This is a genomic window from Flavobacterium aquariorum, from assembly GCF_003254745.1.
Taxonomy (GTDB): domain Bacteria; phylum Bacteroidota; class Bacteroidia; order Flavobacteriales; family Flavobacteriaceae; genus Flavobacterium; species Flavobacterium aquariorum.
In genome coordinates this window covers 138,525-155,334 of sequence record NZ_QKXH01000011.1, presented here as the reverse complement: position 1 = coordinate 155,334, position 16,810 = coordinate 138,525, and the positions used below count along the sequence as shown (strand labels likewise).

Below are 16,810 nucleotides of genomic sequence, written 5' to 3'. Positions count from 1 at the left end.
AGTGTATGGTTAATGAATTTTAAGAAAGTTTATCTATTAAGGATAAATCTCTTTAAGTATTCCATGTTATTATCAAAGCAATTTTTTAGAGAAACAATTAAATTCAGAAACGACTATTTTCAGTCATTTTTGAATTTAATACTAGATGTTAATTATTAAAAATAATAAACAGATTTGTTTCAATTTGGGAGTCAGTTTTGATAGCAATAATTTGAGCCAAACTTCATTTTGTATTATTTGTAAATTTTCATTATCAATTTTTGTTGATATAATCAAAAAAACTATAGAGTAAACAGTTTGTTTATCAAGTAAATAAGTAAATTTTTAATAATGGAAAAACCGAAATTAAGTTTTTGGCAGATATGGAATTTAAGTTTTGGATTCTTAGGGGTTCAGATAGGCTATTCTTTGCAAAATGGAAACACAAGTAGAATATTAGAAGCATTAGGTGCCGATGTTCATAGTATAGGTTATTTTTGGCTGGCAGCACCTTTGGCAGGTTTGATTGTCCAGCCCATTATTGGCCTTTCGAGTGATAAAACTTGGACCAAATTAGGAAGACGTATTCCTTTTATATTTTTTGGTGCGATTGTTTCTGCAATGGCAATGTTCTTTATGCCAAATGCAGAGTACTTCACATATCTATTGCCACCATTGGTTTTTGGAGCTGTAATGTTGTTGTTAATGGATACATCATTTAATGTTACCATGCAACCATTTAGAGCTCTTGTGGGAGATATGGTAAATGATGAGCAACGCAATCTTGGATATTCACTTCAAAGTGCTTTAATCAATTTTGGAGCAGTTTTCGGATCATTATTGCCTTGGATTTTAGTTAAAATAGGGATGTCTAATGTGCCTGCAGCCGGTGAAAAAGTAGCCGAATCAGTAATCTGGTCTTTTTATATTGGAGGTACCATATTATTAGGAACAGTGCTTTGGACTGTCTTAAGAACCAAAGAATATGCCCCAAAAGAGCATGCTGAATATAATAAAATTGACTTGAATGCTCCCGAAAAGAGTGAAAAAACAAGCATTTTTACTTTAATCGGAAATGCACCAAAAATCTTTTGGCAATTGGGAATTGTTCAATTTTTCTCTTGGTTTGCTTTGTTTTTAATGTGGGTTTACACCACAAGAGCAATCGCGAATCAAGTTTGGGGGCATGGTATTGCTCTGGATGCAAAATCAGTTGGTTTCAACGAAGCTGGGGATTGGACTGGAGTAATGTTTGCTTTCTATAGTGGAGTAGCAGCGGTGTTTTCCTTGCTGATTCCTTCGATTGCAAAATCAATTGGAAGAAAAAAAACCTACAGTTTTTCACTTGTATTAGGAGGATTAGGATTGATCTCTATGTTTTTAGTAGAGGACAAAAACATGCTGTTGCTTTCTATTTCTGGGGTAGGATTGGCTTGGGCCGCTATTTTGGCGATGCCTTATGCAATGTTATCAGGCTCATTGCCAGCAGATAAAATGGGAGTGTATATGGGACTTTTTAATGCAACAATAACAATACCTCAAATTGCAGCAGGTGTATTAGGGAGTACTTTGATTGCTCTTTTTGGAGGTAATCCAATGGCAATTATTGTAATTGCTGGAGCATCTATGTTGATTGCAGGAACTGCTGTATTTTTTGTAAAAGAAAAAGTGGCAACGATTAAATAATAAAGAAGTAGTATAATGGAAAAGAGAAAAGGATTTATTTTTGATTTAGATGGTGTCATTGTAGATACAGCCAAATATCATTTTTTAGCATGGAAAAAAATTGCGAATGGATTAGGAATTGAATTCACACTAGAGCATAATGAATTGTTAAAAGGTGTGAGCCGTGTTCGTTCCTTAGATATAATTTTAGAATTAGGAAAAGTTGAAGCATCCCAAGAGGATAAAGACAAATGGTTACTCCAAAAAAATGAAGATTATCTTTCGTATTTAGTAGATATGAATGAGACTGAGATTTTGCCTGGTGTCATGAAAGTTTTAAAATTTTTAAAAGAACACAATCAGCCTATTGCTTTGGGTTCAGCGAGTAAGAATGCTAAGCCTATTCTTGAAAAAACGGGTACCCTCGCTTTTTTTGACGTGATTGTTGATGGAAATGATGTTGTAAACGCTAAGCCAGATCCTGAAGTTTTTCTTCATGCTGCACGATTATTAAATGTGAACAATGAAGATGCAATTGTTTTTGAAGATTCAGTTGCTGGAGTTCAAGCTGCCAACATTGCCAAAATGATAAGTATTGGTATTGGTGAAGAAGAAACACTGCATGAAGCAGAATATATCTTCAAAGATTTTACTCAAATAAGCACCACATTTTTGGAATTATTAATAAACAACTAAAACAAAAAAATAAGGTTAAAGAGGAATGAAGCAAAGAGGTGTTTTATTCTTAAACTTCAAACCTTACCCTTAAATTTAAACAGAAAATGAATCAAGATTATATAAAACCAGATAATTGGTCTATCATTGAAGAAGGATTTGATAGAGAGAGTGTAAAATCATCTGAAAGTCTCTTTAGTATCGGAAATGGTGCTATGGGCCAAAGAGCTAATTTCGAAGAGAATTATTCGGGAGAAACTTTTCAGGGAAGCTATATTGCAGGAATTTATTATCCAGACAAAACCAAAGTGGGTTGGTGGAAAAATGGATATCCTAAATATTTCGCCAAAGTTTTGAATGCACCAAATTGGATCGGAATTAATATTGAAATCAATGGAGAAGATTTTGACTTGAATACCTGTATTGAAGTTAAAAACTTCCGACGTGAATTGAACATGAAAGAGGGTTGGTACCATCGTTCTTTTCAAGCCACTTTGAAAAACGGAACTGAGGTAGAGGTTGAAATCCGTCGTTTTCTTTCTCTAGATTTAGATGAAGTTGGGGTGATTAATTATGAAATTACGCCTTTGAACAAAGATGCCAAAATCATTTACAAGCCTTACATAGATGCAGGTGTAACGAATGAGGATGCCAACTGGGAAGAAAAATTTTGGGAACCATTGGATGTTAAAAAATCAGGGAATGAAGCTTTTGTTACGGCTCAAACCTTCAAAACGCATTTTAAAGTAACTACCTTTATGCAAAACACGATTTATGCAAAAGGAGAAAAACAAAATCTATCACCAACTTCTGTAGATACAATTGCTGATAAAATTTTATTTTACTATGATGTTATTGTAGCCAAGGGAGAAAAATCAGGAATTCAAAAAATAGGAGGTTACACGGTTTCGTTAAATCATACAGACACGATTTCGGCGGCTGAAAATGTTATCCAAAAAGCTTTGGCAAAAGGATACAATCAATTATTGCAAGATCAAATTGATGCTTGGGCAAAAATTTGGGAAATGTCGGACATCACTATTGATGGAGATGTAAAAGCACAACAAGGAATTCGGTTCAATATTTTTCAATTGAATCAAACCTACTTAGGAAAAGATTCTCGTTTGAATATTGGACCAAAAGGTTTTACCGGAGAAAAATATGGTGGATCTACTTATTGGGATACCGAGGCATATTGTATTCCATTTTATATGGCTACAAAAGACCAGCAAGTAGCCCGTAATTTATTGACCTACCGTTACAATCAATTGGACAAAGCCATTGAAAACGCTGAAGTAAACTTAGGTTTCAAAAATGGGGCAGCTTTGTACCCAATGGTTACCATGAATGGTGAGGAATGTCATAACGAATGGGAAATCACGCATGAAGAAATCCACAGAAATGGAGCAATTGCTTTTGCAATTTACAATTATCACCGTTTTACAGGTGATTACTCTTACATTCCTGAAAAAGGATTGGAAGTATTAATCGGGATTGCTCGTTTTTGGCACCAAAGAGCTTCGTTCTCCAAAAACAAAAATCAATATATGATTTTGGGGGTAACCGGGCCAAATGAATACGAAAACAACATTAACAATAATTTTTATACCAATTATATTGCAAAATGGTGTATTGATTATGCTTATGAGCAAATTCAAAAAGTTTCATTAGAATATCCTTCAGACCATAAACGTATTATGGAAAAAGTGAAATTATCCGAAACGGAGTTGCAGGAATGGAATAAAGTGGCAGGTAATATGTACTTTCCAAAATCAGAAGAGATGGGAATTTACTTGCAGCAAGATGGTTTCTTGGACAAAGAGTTAGTTCCTGTTAAAGATTTGGACCGTTCACAAAGACCAATCAATCAAAAATGGTCTTGGGACAGAGTATTGCGTTCACCTTATATTAAACAAGCGGACGTTTTGCAGTGTTTCTATTTCTTTGAAGATCATTTTTCTAAAGATGAATTGGAACGTAATTTTGATTTCTATGAATCATTTACGGTCCACGAAAGTTCACTTTCTCCTTGTGTACACTCGATTCAAGCTGCTTTGTTAGACAAAATGGATATGGCGTATGCCTTTTATTTAAGAACGTCTCGTTTGGATCTTGACGATTACAACAAAGAGGTTGAGGAAGGTTGCCACATCACATCGATGGCTGGGACTTGGATGAGTATTGTTGAAGGATTCGGGGGAATGAGAGTGAAAAATGATGCATTGCATTTCTCTCCAAAAATTCCAAAAGAATGGGGTGGCTATTCCTTTAAAATCAATTTTAGAAATCAGATTTTAAAAATTGCGGTAGACCATAAGGAAACCAAATTATCATTAGAAGGTAACAAAGAGTTAACTGTTTATGTAAACGGCACACCAGTTTTGGTTCAGCCAAAAAACTAAAATCAATCAATATCAAACCCTTTCAAAGTTTTACTTCGAAAGGGTTTTAAAATTATAGACGAAATGAAGAAAATAATCATCTTATTATTTTTTATCTCTACATCAATTTTTGCACAAATTGATAGAGTTGAACCACCTTTTTGGTATGCAGGAATGCACAATCCGGAATTGCAGATTATGTTTTACGGTAAAAATATTGCTGAAAATGAAGTGACAGTATCCAATAATATCGTGATCAAAGATGTTAAAAAAACAGAAAACCCGAATTACCTTTTTGTTACCATTGACACTAAAGATGTAAAGGCACAAGATTTTGTTTTTTCATTTTCTAAAAACAAAAAAGTTGCTTTTACCAAAAAATACAGTTTAAAACAGAGAAGGGAAAATTCAGCTTCCAGAAAAAGTTACGATGCTTCCGATTTGATTTATCTGGTGATGTCCGATCGTTTTGCTAATGGAAACCCTAAAAATGACAGTGATAAATCGGTTTTTGAAAAAGGAAACAGAACACTTCCAGGCGGAAGACACGGTGGAGATATTGCCGGAATGATTCAGTACTTGGATTATATCAAGGAATTGGGCGCCACGGCACTTTGGCCAACTCCTCTTTGCGAAGACAACGATAAAGCCTATTCATATCACACTTACGGACAATCTGACGTTTATAAAATAGATCCCCGCTTTGGAACCAATGAAGAGTATGTGCAACTTTCGTCCGAATTACACAAACGCGATATGAAACTCATTATGGATTATGTGACAAACCATTGGGGAGCTGAACACTGGATGATGAAGGACTTGCCAACGTATGAATGGATTCATCAATTTCCAGGTTATGCACAAACGAATTACAGAATGACAACACAGTTTGATCCAAATGCGTCCCAAATTGATGCCAAAATGTGTATGGACGGTTGGTTTGTAAAATCGATGCCGGATTTGAATCAGTCGAATCCATTGGTGAATACCTATTTGAAACAAAACGCCATTTGGTGGATTGAATATGCCAATTTAGATGGTTTCCGTGTGGATACCTATTCCTACTGCGACAAAAAAGGTATTGCCGAATGGACAAAAGCAATAACCGATGAATATCCAAATTTTAATATCGTTGGTGAAGTTTGGATGCACGATCAGGCACAAATGGCGTATTGGCAAAAAGACAGTAAAATAGCGGCTATAGAAAATTATAATTCGTATTTGCCATCTGTTATGGATTTTACATTGACAGAAACTCTAGCTAAAGTATTCAATGAAGATAATGGCAAGTGGAATGAAGGAATGGTAAATGTTTATGAGAATTTTACCAATGACTTTTTATATCCGAATATCAATAGTATTATGACTTTTGTTGAAAATCATGACACCAACCGATTCAATGAAATTTACCAAAAGGATTTTTCGAAATATAAAATGGCTATGACTTTGTTGGCAACCGTTCGCGGAATTCCCCAAGTTTATTATGGATCCGAAATTGGAATGGCAGGAAGTAAAGACAAAGATGGTGATGCTGCAATTAGACAGGATTTTCCAGGGGGTTGGGCTGGCGACAGTAATAATGCTTTTGCAAAGACAGGAAGAACTGCTGAACAACAACAATTTTTTGATTTTTCAGCTCAATTATTCAACTGGAGAAAAACCAATGATGCCGTACATTTTGGAAAAATGAAACATTATATTCCTGAGAACAATGTGTATGTCTATTTTAGATATACCGATTCGAAATCAGTAATGGTGGTCATTAATAATAATAAAGAATCTAAAACGTTTCCAACCAATCGTTTTCAGGAAAGTATTTTGAATTATAAAACAGGAAACGATGTCCTTTCTGGAAAAACTAATGATTTGAAAAATGATATTACTATCGAAGGAAAATCGGTTTTGCTTTTAGAATTGAAGTAAAATAAAATTTAAACATATAAGTAATGTAAGTTCATTTAAGAATATGTATTGAAAGAAATTCTGAAAATGCAAAAGTGAGTCAAATTTTTCGCTTCAATCTGAATAAAACGGAGGCCTTAAATGAACTTATATGCCTTAAATGGTTCAAAAAAAAAAACAGCTATGAAAAAAATAGTTCTATTTCTTTTAATTTCAAGTTTTTCCTTTGCCCAAAATGCGAACCGAAAATTTGAAAGTTATAAAGTAGTCCAAAACAACTTGGAAATTAAAACATCGGATGGGCAATATTTCATTAAACCCTATTCGGATAAAATAGTTGAAACCACTTTTTTGCCAACAAGCGAAAAATTGAATTCCAATTCGCATGCCGTTGTTTTAGCTCCTGCGAAATCGGTTTTTAAAATAAAGCAAAGCCAAAACGAGCTAGTGTTTTCTTCTAATGGAATTACGGTTTCTGTTGTGAAAAGTCCATTCCAAATTAGCTATTTGTACAAAAAAAAACCATTGATTTCTGAAAAAAATGGATATGTGCAACGAGAGAATGCTAGCAAAGAACAGCCAAAAGAAACGTTTGAGTTTAATCTGGAAGCAACCGAAGCGCTTTACGGTGCTGGAGCCCGTGCATTGGGGATGAACCGTCGCGGTAATCGTTTGGAACTGTACAACCAAGCAGACTATGGATATGGAACGCATTCGAAAAAAATGAATTTCTCTATTCCGTTGGTAATGTCTTCCAAAATTTATGCCGTTCATTTTGATAACGGAGCTATTGGTTATTTGGATTTAGACAGTAAAAAAAACAACACATTAGTTTATGAAACCATTTCGGGCAGAAAAACATATCAGGTAATAGCTGGTGATTCTTGGGCTGATTTGACTTCAAATTATACTTCATTAACTGGGAGACAGCCTCTAGTTCCTCGTTGGGCTTTGGGGAATTTTTCCAGTCGATTTGGATATCATTCCCAGGAAGAAGTAACCAAAACCATTGACAAATATATCAAAGATGAAATTCCTGTAGATGCCATAATATTGGATTTGTACTGGTTTGGAAAAACGGTTCAGGGAACAATGGGGAATTTGGATTGGGACAAAGACAATTTCTCCGATCCCAAAAAAATGATAACCGATTTGAACGGCAAAGGTGTTAAGACCATTCTGATTACGGAACCTTTTATTTTAACGACATCTAGCAAATGGCAAGAAGCAGTAGATAAAAAAGTACTGGCAACAGATCAAGCCGGAAACCCATTCAAATATGATTTTTATTTTGGAAATACTGGTTTAGTGGACGTCTTTAAACCCGAAGGAAAAACGTGGTTTTGGAATATTTATAAAAATTTAATCAACCAAGGTGTTGGTGGTTGGTGGGGCGATTTGGGAGAACCCGAAGTATTTCCATCGGCAGCATTTACAGCTCAAGGACCTGCCGATGAAGTGCATAATATCTATGGGCATAATTGGGCTAAAATGATTCGGGATGGTTATACAACCGATTTTCCAAGGGTGCGTCCATTTATTCTAATGCGTGCTGGATATTCTGGTTCTCAACACTACGGAATGATTCCGTGGTCTGGCGATGTAAGTAGATCTTGGGAAGGATTACAGTCACAACCTGAAATTGCATTGCAAATGGGAATGCAGGGAATGGCCTATATGCATTCAGATCTAGGCGGATTCGCAGGTGATTATTTTGACAATGAATTATATATTCGTTGGTTGCAATATGGTGTTTTTCAGCCTGTTTATCGTCCACATGCGCAGGAAGATGTACCGTCAGAACCTGTTTATAAAGATATCGTAACTAAGGCCAAAGTTAAAAAACAAATCGAGTTGCGTTACCAAATGTTACCGTACAATTATACATTGGCTTTTGAAAATAATAACAAAGGTTTACCTCTGATGCGTCCTTTGTTTTTTGAAGAACCAACGAACGAAAAGCTGTTGAATTCTTGTGATTCGTATTTGTGGGGGAATGATTTTTTGGTGACTCCAATTACTAAATCCGGAGTTATAAACACAACTATTTACTTTCCAAAAAGCAATAATTGGTATGATTTTTATACAGGAGAAAAACACCAAGCAGGCGTAACTGAAACAATTGCAGTTTCGGCGGATAATATTCCGGTGTTTGTTCGTGGAGGTGCTTTTATTCCGATGATTAAAACGATTCAAAATACAACCAAATATTCGTTGGCTAATTTTGATTTACATTTTTATTATGATGAAAAAACTACTTCAAGTACAGGTAAATTGTACAACGACGACGGAATAACACCCAATGATTTTGAAAAAGAAGCTTACGAAATATTAAATTTTTCGAGTAATGTAACGGCTAAAGTAATTACGGTAAAAATAAATACTAAAGTTGGGAAATCGTTTACTAGTACTGATAAAAATATTACTTTGTTAGTTCATAATATCGCTGAAAAATCAAGCAAAGTGATTGTAAACGGTGTAAATGTAGATTTTAAAACAAATGGTAATATTCTCGAAATTCCAATAGTGTTGAAAAAAGGTATAGATAACGAAATTAAAATACAATTATAATATGAGAAGTAGAAATATAACATTAACTCTGGTTTTTTTAGTAGCAACCACTTTTGTTAGTGCTCAAGTAAAAAAAGAATCAAAAATCAATTCAAACGTAAAAACAGAAAAAACTCCCTTTGTCTGGGAAGGAGCGAATTTGTATTTTTTGATGACCGACCGTTTTAATAATGGTAATAAATCGAATGATGTAAATTATAACAGAACCAAAACCACTGGGAAACTTCGTGGTTTTGAAGGTGGAGATATCAAAGGGATTACCCAAAAAGTAGATGAAGGTTATTTTACAAAATTAGGAATCAATGTGATCTGGTTCACACCAGTGGTTGAGCAAATTCACGATGGCGTAGATGAAGGAACAGGATTGAGTTATGGATTTCATGGCTATTGGGCGAGAGATTGGACGGCTTTAGATCCAAATTTTGGAACCAAAAAAGAATTGGCTGAATTAGTAAAGAAAGCCCATGCCAAAGGAATTCGTATTATGCTTGATGGCGTGATTAATCATACTGGGCCAGTTACAGAAGTAGATACTGTTTGGCCAGAAGGATGGGTACGTACAGGACCACAATGTCAATATAACAATTTTGAGAACACAACAGCCTGTACATTAGTGGCTAATTTGCCGGATGTAAAAACAGAAAGTAAAGAAGAAGTGGCATTGCCTCCTTTTTTGGTTGAAAAATGGAAAGCCGAAGGAAGATATGATAAAGAAGTGGCTTCACTGGATGCCTTTTTCAAAAGAACAGGCTACCCAAGAACACCTAAATATTACATTATAAAATGGTTGACGGATTATATTACGGAGTTTGGAATCGATGGTTACAGAGCAGATACCGTTAAACATACGGATGAAAGTGTTTGGGCCGATTTCAAAACACAATGTGATTATTCTTTTGCAGATTGGAAAAAAAAGAATCCAACCCAAGTTTTAGACAATAATCCATTTTACACTATAGCCGAAGTCTATAATTACAATATTAGTAATGGGCAACTATTCGATTTTGGAGACAAAAAAGTAAATTATTATGAGAACGGTTTTACAGGAATGATCAATTTTGAATTCAAAAGTGATGCCCAAAAAGACTATGCTACTTTATTTTCAAAATACTCAAATTTGTTAAACAATCAATTGAAAGAATACAGTGTATTAAATTATTTGTCTTCGCATGATGATGGTGGACCATTTGATGCCAATAGACAAAAGAGTTTTGAAAGTGGAACAAAATTACTCTTGACTCCTGGTATTTCACAAGTTTATTACGGCGACGAATCGGCTCGTTCCCTTGTGGTCGAAGGAACTCAAGGCGATGCAACATTGCGTTCGTTTATGAATTGGGATGCAATAAAAAACGATGCAAATACTCAAAAAGTGCAATCGCATTGGCAAAAATTGGGACAATTCAGAAGAAATCATCCTGCTGTGGGAGCTGGTGTGAATGTTGAAATTTCGGCCAAACCTTATGTTTGTTCTAGAACTTTTTCTAGAGGAAAATATTCAGATACCGTAGTTATTGGACTGGATTTAACTAAGGGTAAAAAAGGAATTCCAGTAGGTGCTGCATTCAAAGAAGGAGCAAAAGTAAGAGATTCCTATTCCGGTAAAATGGGGACGGTTGCAAATGGAAAAGTAGTAATCGATAGCGAGTTTGATATCGTATTATTAGAATTAAGAAAATAGTTAGTTAGTTGTTTATTAGTTTTGAATTGAAACGCCTTTAGAAATGAAGGCGTTTTTTATTTTCTTACTTTTGTATAATATGAATAAAGTACTTAAAATTGGACATCGCGGAGCCAATGGATACGAACCCGAAAATACACTGATTTCTTTTGAAAAAGCAATACAAATGGGTGCTGATGGAATTGAACTGGATGTACATCTCAGTTTAGACGGTCATTTGATTGTAATTCATGATGAAACCATTGATAGAACGACCAACGGTAAAGGTGTTGTAAATCAATTGACATTACAGGAAGTAAAGTCTTTTAGAATAAATGATGAGCAAGAGATTCCAACATTAGAAGAAGTTTTGGATTTGGTTAATAGAAGGTGTTTTGTAAATATTGAATTAAAAAATCAGGATACCGCAGAGAAAGTCGTTCAATTAATAGAGCATTATATTTTAGATAAAAATTGGAATCATGCTCACTTTTTGGTATCCAGTTTTGATTGGAATGCCCTGCAACAAGTCCGATTTTTAAATGAAAATATTCGAATTGGAGTTTTGACAGAAACCGATTTGGATCTTGCTATCTCTTTCGCCCGATTCTTGAAAGCCGAAGCGTTACACCCCGATTTTCAATTATTGACTAATGAATATACAACCAAAATTCAGGAGAAAGGTATTCAGGTTTTTCCTTGGACAGTAAATGAAAGAGAAGATATCCAAAGGATGAAATCATTCAAAGTAAATGGTATAATCACCGATTTTTTGGATCGAATTTAAAATAAATTTGACACAGATTCCAAAAATTTGCACAGATTAATTTGTGATAATTAGTGGAATCTGTGTCAAACAAATAATAATGACTTATAATAATTTATTTTTTTAACTTTTGCATTTGCCTTAGAGTTGAACTTACATTCTTTCAGAAACGAATGCTTACCTTTGCATTCCATTTTATTCCTTTTCACAATCATGAATCAAAATTTTGACATACTCGTTGTTGGCGGTGGCGCTGCCGGTTTTTTTACGGCTATCAATATCGTTGAGAAAAACCCAAAAACTAAAGTAGCCATACTCGAAAGAGGAGCCGAAGTATTAGGAAAAGTTCGTGTTTCTGGAGGAGGACGTTGCAATGTGACTCATGCTTGTTTTGAGCCCAATGAATTAGTGAAATTTTATCCGCGAGGCGAAAAAGAATTGCGCGGTCCTTTTCATCAGTTTTGTTCGGGAGATACTATTGAATGGTTTGAAAAACATGGTGTTGATCTTAAAATTGAAGAGGACGGGCGTATGTTTCCTGTTTCCAATTCATCACAAACCATTATTGATTGTTTTGTGAAAGCAACCCAAAAGCTTGGAATTGCTGTTCTCACAGGACAAAGTGTTCAGTCCATTTTCAAAAAAGACAATTTTTGGAAAGTTGAAACGCAAAACGATAATTATATTGTTGAGAAATTGGTTCTTGCCACTGGAAGTAATCCTAAAATTTGGGAAATGCTTCAACAGCAAGGTCATGCAATCGTAAGTCCAGTTCCTTCGTTATTTACTTTTAACATAAAAGATTCTCGAATCAAAGAATTGCCGGGTGTAGCGGCTCAAGTTACCGTAAAAGTAAAAGACACGAAATTAACTTCAACCGGGCCATTGCTAATCACACATTGGGGAATGAGCGGCCCAGCAATCTTGAAATTATCGGCTTGGGGAGCGCGAATTTTATTCGATAAAAACTATCAGTTTACTATTTATGTGAATTGGTTAAACGATATGGATACCGAAGATGCTGAGAAAATTCTAAAAACTTTAAAGCAGGAGCATGCCAAAAAAGCGATTTCCAAAAAATCACCTTTCGATTTTCCAAACCGTCTTTGGGAAAGTTTAGTTTTAGCATCAAATATTGAAGCCGAAACCAAATGGGCTGATTTATCCAAAATGCAATTACAAAATTTAGTTCAGCAATTGACTAATAGTACATTTCAAGTCAATGGCAAAAGCACTTTCAAAGAAGAGTTTGTTACTGCAGGTGGAATCGATTTAAAACAAATCAACTTCAAAACGATGGAAAGCAAACTGCATGAAAACCTCTATTTTGCTGGTGAAATTGTAAACATAGATGCCATTACAGGGGGGTTTAATTTTCAAAATGCCTGGACTAGCGGGTTTATTGTGGCGAATGCTATTTAATTAATTAACATAAATTTACACCAAATCTATGTTTTCTTTAGGAACTATTAGAATATATTTACTTTCAATAAATTCTTATAAATGAAAGTAAAATTACTCACTGCGTTATTCTTAATTGTATGCCAATTTAGCTTTTCACAAACTGAAAAACTTCTTAAAGGAGTCGTTACATCAGACAATTTATTGCTGCAAAATGTGGAGGTAATCAACAAAACATCTAAAAAAAGCACCACTACAAATGACAGAGGAGAGTTTTTAATTCAAGTTAAAGTCAATGACAGTCTGCTTTTTTATGCAAAAAATTTTAATTGGAAAAGGTTGAAAGTATCTAAAGAGCAGATTGAGTTAAATAATCTACAAGTTGTAATGTTTAAAAAAGCAGAAGAATTAGATGAGGTGGTAGTTGCAAAAAAGCAAAATTTAAAATTAAGCAAAGACAAAAAATACGAGCAAAGTAAACTAGATGAATATGCCACCGAAAAATTCGACAATAACGAGGGATATCAAGCGATGAGAAATGGGACGTTTGTTAACGGGTTAAATTTTGTTACAATTGGCAAAAAGCTTTTAGACTTATTCTCAAAAGAAAAAGAAACAGAAAAAGAATCTTCTCCAGAAATTGAATTTGCAATATTGGCAAAAAACACCTGTGATCAAAAATTCTATCTTGAAACTTTAAAATTGAAATCAGATGAGATTGACCTTTTCCTTCAATTTTGCGATACTGATCCTAAATCAAAAGCACTAATAAAAAATCACAATATACTCAGCATGATGGATTTTTTATCAGCCAAAAACATTGAATTTCAAGAGCTAAAAAAATTATAAAGTAATTTTTCAGTACAAAATCCAAACTGCAAACTACCTATTCAGCCACCAGATGCTTCCGTTCAAAATTGCAGCAAAACTTACCCAAAGTAAATAGGGAATAAATAAATAACCAGAAATTTTGTTGATTTTGGAAAATTGAATGTAAGTCTCATAAATCATTAACCATAAGATGATGATTTCCAAACCGGCTAGCATTGGGTTTTTTAGCCCAAAAAACAAATACGACCACAAGGCATTTAATGCCAATTGAATCGCGAAGAACTGCAACGCTTTTCTAACGCTTTCTTTTTCAAAATCAATTCTGTCCCAAACGAGTCCTGCTGCGAGTCCCATCATAATATAGAGCATACTCCAGACAGGGGCAAAAATCCAATTGGGCGGATTAAAACTTGGTTTAATCAAAGTAGGATACCATGTTGTAATTGCTGATCGAGTAACCATTCCGGAAAAATAACCCACAACAAGACAAGTAACAACAATCGATAATATTCGGGTGATCTTATTCATTTATTTGTTTTTAGAGAAGTCAAAAATACTTAAAAACTTTCGAAGGAATGCAAATAAAGAAATAAACGATTTAATCAAAAAAAGTATCTTTGCCGAAAACTATTATTTATGTTCGCAGTTAATGATTTTATACTATCCAAATATACTCATTCTATTGACCAAGGAAGTTTCAGTTGGAGTGCCCCCAGTAATATTGCCTTAGTAAAATATTGGGGTAAAAAAGACAAACAGATTCCTGCAAATCCATCTGTGAGTTTTACTTTAAGTAATTGCAAAACGATTACAACTTTGGCTTTCGCGCGAAAACAAAACAATGGCAATTTTTCTTTTGATTTTTTGTTTGAAGGGAAACCAAAAGAGGATTTCAAGCCAAAAATCCAAAATTTTTTGGAACGAGTAGAAGCATATTTGCCTTTTTTGAAAAACTATCATTTTACAATTGAAACCGTGAACACATTTCCTCATAGTTCTGGAATAGCTTCATCCGCATCGGGAATGGCGGCTTTGGCAATGAATTTCATGAGCTTGGAAAAAGTATTGTATCCGGACATGACCGAAGATTATTTCTTTAGCAAAGCTTCATTTTTGGCAAGATTAGGATCAGGAAGTGCCTGCAGAAGCGTAAAAGGACAAGTGGTCGTTTGGGGAAATCAGGCGAATATAAAAGGAAGTACCGATTTGTATGGTGTAGCATATCCGTATGCGATTCATGATACTTTCAAAAATTTTCAAGACACGATTCTGTTAGTGGACAAAGGCGAAAAACAAGTTTCCAGCACGATAGGACATGATTTGATGCACGAACACCCATTTGCCGAAAAGCGATTTGCTCAAGCGCATGAAAATCTTGATAAACTCATTCCTGTTTTTAAGAATGGAAACCTAGAAGAATTTATCAAGATTGTGGAAAGCGAAGCTTTGACTTTGCATGCAATGATGATGACTTCATTACCCTATTTCATTTTGATGAAACCCAATACTTTGCAAATTATAAATGCGATTTGGAAATTTAGGAATAAAACTAAAACACCTGTTTGTTTTACTCTGGATGCGGGTGCCAATGTACATGTTTTGTATCCAAATGAGGTAAAAGAAAAAGTGTTGCAATTTATTAAAACAGAATTAGTTGGCTATTGCCAAAATGGTCAGTACCTTTGCGACGAAATTGGAAATGGTGCATCGTTAGGTTAAAGCTTTTTTTTCGTATCTTTAGTTCTTAATTAATCGTGATTATGGACTTCAATGCCGAAAAATTGGAATTAATAAAGAAGATAGCGAAGACTAAGGATATAAATATTCTGAAGAAAATTAAGGCTATTTTTGAAGACAGAGAAAAAGAAGTTTGGAAAGAATTAACTCCCGAACAGCAGGAAGAAATAAACATAGCAATACAAAATGAAAATCGCGGTGATGTAGTCGATTTTTGAAATAAACAACACTAATTACCAACCCCAAATTGATAATTAAACAATAAATATCCCAAATGAAAGGACCTTTATTTTACTCAAAAATATTACTCTTTGGAGAATACGGAATTATTCGTGACTCGAAAGGCTTGTCAATTCCCTATAATTTTTACAATGGAGCTTTGAAGAAAGATGCTAATCCTTCTGCAGAAGCTATACAGTCAAATGGTCATTTGAAACGATTTGTTACTTATTTGGAACAATTACAAAAGAATCAACCTGATTTGGTGACTTTTGATTTAGAGACTTTAAATAATGATGTTCAAACTGGAATGTATTTTGATTCCAGTATTCCACAAGGATATGGAGTTGGTAGTAGCGGTGCACTGGTAGCGGCTATTTATGATAAATATGCACAACAAAAAATCACGGTTTTAGAGAACTTAACACGTGAAAAATTATTGACTCTTAAAACTATTTTTTCTCAAATGGAAAGTTTTTTCCACGGAAAAAGTTCGGGACTTGATCCATTGAACAGTTATTTGAGCATTCCGATTTTAATAAATTCAAAAGACAATATTGAAGCTACCGGAATTCCTACCCAAAGTTTTGACGGAAAAGGAGCAGTGTTTTTATTAGACTCTGGTATTGTGGGTGAAACTGCACCAATGGTTAATATTTTCATGGAAAATCTAAAAGACAAAGGCTTCCGTACGATGTTAAAAAACCAATTTGTAAAATATACGGACGCTTGTGTGGAGAATTTTTTGGGAGGAGACATTAAGTCTTTATTTGAAAATACTAAACAATTATCAAAAGTGGTCTTAAATAATTTTAAACCAATGATACCGGAACAGTTCCATGGTATTTGGCAAGAAGGAATAGATTCAAATGATTATTACTTGAAATTGTGTGGATCTGGTGGAGGTGGTTATATTTTGGGATTTACCGAAGATTTGGAACGAGCCAAAGCCTCTTTAAAAGATTTTAAATTGGAAGTTGTTTATCAGTTTTAATTTAAGATAGAACAATTAAGAATCCCTAT

Annotated in this window: 13 protein-coding genes; 12 read left to right on the top strand and 1 reads right to left on the bottom strand. The window is 34.4% G+C overall.

What is annotated here, in order from left to right; all coding sequences use genetic code 11:
• Nucleotides 1–330 precede the first annotated feature (330 nt).
• The 9 genes from DOS84_RS16425 to DOS84_RS16385 all read left to right on the top strand — a co-directional run bounded on the left by DOS84_RS16425 (nucleotide 331) and on the right by DOS84_RS16385 (nucleotide 13,849).
• On the top strand, nucleotides 331–1,665 hold the full coding sequence (locus DOS84_RS16425; protein ID WP_207802071.1) for an MFS transporter: 1,335 nt from the start codon (nucleotides 331–333) through the stop codon (nucleotides 1,663–1,665).
• Nucleotides 1,666–1,680: 15 nt separating this feature from the next.
• Complete coding sequence (pgmB, locus tag DOS84_RS16420; protein ID WP_111411192.1) at nucleotides 1,681–2,340, top strand: beta-phosphoglucomutase; 660 nt, start codon at nucleotides 1,681–1,683, stop codon at nucleotides 2,338–2,340.
• 86 nt (nucleotides 2,341–2,426) lie between these two features.
• The gene (locus DOS84_RS16415; protein WP_111411191.1) at nucleotides 2,427–4,721 is read left to right on the top strand and encodes a glycoside hydrolase family 65 protein; all 2,295 of its coding nucleotides are present in this window, start codon (nucleotides 2,427–2,429) and stop codon (nucleotides 4,719–4,721) included.
• Nucleotides 4,722–4,784: 63 nt separating this feature from the next.
• On the top strand, nucleotides 4,785–6,623 hold the full coding sequence (locus tag DOS84_RS16410; protein ID WP_111411190.1) for a glycoside hydrolase family 13 protein: 1,839 nt from the start codon (nucleotides 4,785–4,787) through the stop codon (nucleotides 6,621–6,623).
• 162 nt (nucleotides 6,624–6,785) lie between these two features.
• A complete protein-coding gene (locus tag DOS84_RS16405; protein WP_111411206.1) occupies nucleotides 6,786–9,173 on the top strand; it encodes a glycoside hydrolase family 31 protein in 2,388 nt (795 codons plus the stop codon).
• A gap of 1 nt (nucleotide 9,174) precedes the next feature.
• The gene (locus DOS84_RS16400; protein ID WP_111411189.1) at nucleotides 9,175–10,854 is read left to right on the top strand and encodes an alpha-amylase family glycosyl hydrolase; all 1,680 of its coding nucleotides are present in this window, start codon (nucleotides 9,175–9,177) and stop codon (nucleotides 10,852–10,854) included.
• Between the two features lie 79 nt (nucleotides 10,855–10,933).
• Nucleotides 10,934–11,620, top strand: a complete 687-nt coding sequence (locus DOS84_RS16395; RefSeq protein ID WP_111411188.1) for a glycerophosphodiester phosphodiesterase — start codon at nucleotides 10,934–10,936, stop codon at nucleotides 11,618–11,620.
• A 192-nt stretch (nucleotides 11,621–11,812) separates the two neighbouring features.
• A complete protein-coding gene (locus tag DOS84_RS16390; RefSeq protein ID WP_111411187.1) occupies nucleotides 11,813–13,021 on the top strand; it encodes a BaiN/RdsA family NAD(P)/FAD-dependent oxidoreductase in 1,209 nt (402 codons plus the stop codon).
• An 81-nt stretch (nucleotides 13,022–13,102) separates the two neighbouring features.
• Nucleotides 13,103–13,849 (top strand): hypothetical protein, encoded by a 747-nt coding sequence (locus tag DOS84_RS16385; protein WP_111411186.1) that lies wholly within the window; start codon nucleotides 13,103–13,105, stop codon nucleotides 13,847–13,849.
• A gap of 33 nt (nucleotides 13,850–13,882) precedes the next feature.
• Here the strand turns inward: DOS84_RS16385 and DOS84_RS16380 are convergent, their stop codons facing one another.
• On the bottom strand, nucleotides 13,883–14,359 hold the full coding sequence (locus DOS84_RS16380) for a TspO/MBR family protein (protein ID WP_111411185.1): 477 nt from the start codon (nucleotides 14,357–14,359) through the stop codon (nucleotides 13,883–13,885).
• A gap of 108 nt (nucleotides 14,360–14,467) precedes the next feature.
• On the opposite strand from DOS84_RS16380, the gene DOS84_RS16375 reads away from it, so the two are divergent.
• Genes DOS84_RS16375 through DOS84_RS16365 form a run of 3 tightly spaced genes read left to right on the top strand, consistent with a single transcriptional unit; the run spans nucleotide 14,468 to nucleotide 16,781 of the window.
• Nucleotides 14,468–15,550, top strand: a complete 1,083-nt coding sequence (locus DOS84_RS16375; RefSeq protein ID WP_111411184.1) for a diphosphomevalonate decarboxylase — start codon at nucleotides 14,468–14,470, stop codon at nucleotides 15,548–15,550.
• Between the two features lie 41 nt (nucleotides 15,551–15,591).
• Nucleotides 15,592–15,786, top strand: a complete 195-nt coding sequence (locus DOS84_RS16370; RefSeq protein WP_111411183.1) for a hypothetical protein — start codon at nucleotides 15,592–15,594, stop codon at nucleotides 15,784–15,786.
• Nucleotides 15,787–15,842: 56 nt separating this feature from the next.
• On the top strand, nucleotides 15,843–16,781 hold the full coding sequence (locus tag DOS84_RS16365) for a mevalonate kinase family protein (RefSeq protein ID WP_111411182.1): 939 nt from the start codon (nucleotides 15,843–15,845) through the stop codon (nucleotides 16,779–16,781).
• Nucleotides 16,782–16,810 lie beyond the last annotated feature (29 nt).

Bases quoted from the DNA above. Each gene is read 5' to 3' on its own strand.
- DOS84_RS16425 (WP_207802071.1), top strand. From the start codon at position 331: ATGGAAAAACCGAAATTAAGTTTTTGGCAGATATGGAATTTAAGTTTT.
- pgmB (WP_111411192.1), top strand. From the start codon at position 1,681: ATGGAAAAGAGAAAAGGATTTATTTTTGATTTAGATGGTGTCATTGTA.
- DOS84_RS16415 (WP_111411191.1), top strand. From the start codon at position 2,427: ATGAATCAAGATTATATAAAACCAGATAATTGGTCTATCATTGAAGAA.
- DOS84_RS16410 (WP_111411190.1), top strand. From the start codon at position 4,785: ATGAAGAAAATAATCATCTTATTATTTTTTATCTCTACATCAATTTTT.
- DOS84_RS16405 (WP_111411206.1), top strand. From the start codon at position 6,786: ATGAAAAAAATAGTTCTATTTCTTTTAATTTCAAGTTTTTCCTTTGCC.
- DOS84_RS16400 (WP_111411189.1), top strand. From the start codon at position 9,175: ATGAGAAGTAGAAATATAACATTAACTCTGGTTTTTTTAGTAGCAACC.
- DOS84_RS16395 (WP_111411188.1), top strand. From the start codon at position 10,934: ATGAATAAAGTACTTAAAATTGGACATCGCGGAGCCAATGGATACGAA.
- DOS84_RS16390 (WP_111411187.1), top strand. From the start codon at position 11,813: ATGAATCAAAATTTTGACATACTCGTTGTTGGCGGTGGCGCTGCCGGT.
- DOS84_RS16385 (WP_111411186.1), top strand. From the start codon at position 13,103: ATGAAAGTAAAATTACTCACTGCGTTATTCTTAATTGTATGCCAATTT.
- DOS84_RS16380 (WP_111411185.1), bottom strand. From the start codon at position 14,359: ATGAATAAGATCACCCGAATATTATCGATTGTTGTTACTTGTCTTGTT.
- DOS84_RS16375 (WP_111411184.1), top strand. From the start codon at position 14,468: ATGTTCGCAGTTAATGATTTTATACTATCCAAATATACTCATTCTATT.
- DOS84_RS16370 (WP_111411183.1), top strand. From the start codon at position 15,592: ATGGACTTCAATGCCGAAAAATTGGAATTAATAAAGAAGATAGCGAAG.
- DOS84_RS16365 (WP_111411182.1), top strand. From the start codon at position 15,843: ATGAAAGGACCTTTATTTTACTCAAAAATATTACTCTTTGGAGAATAC.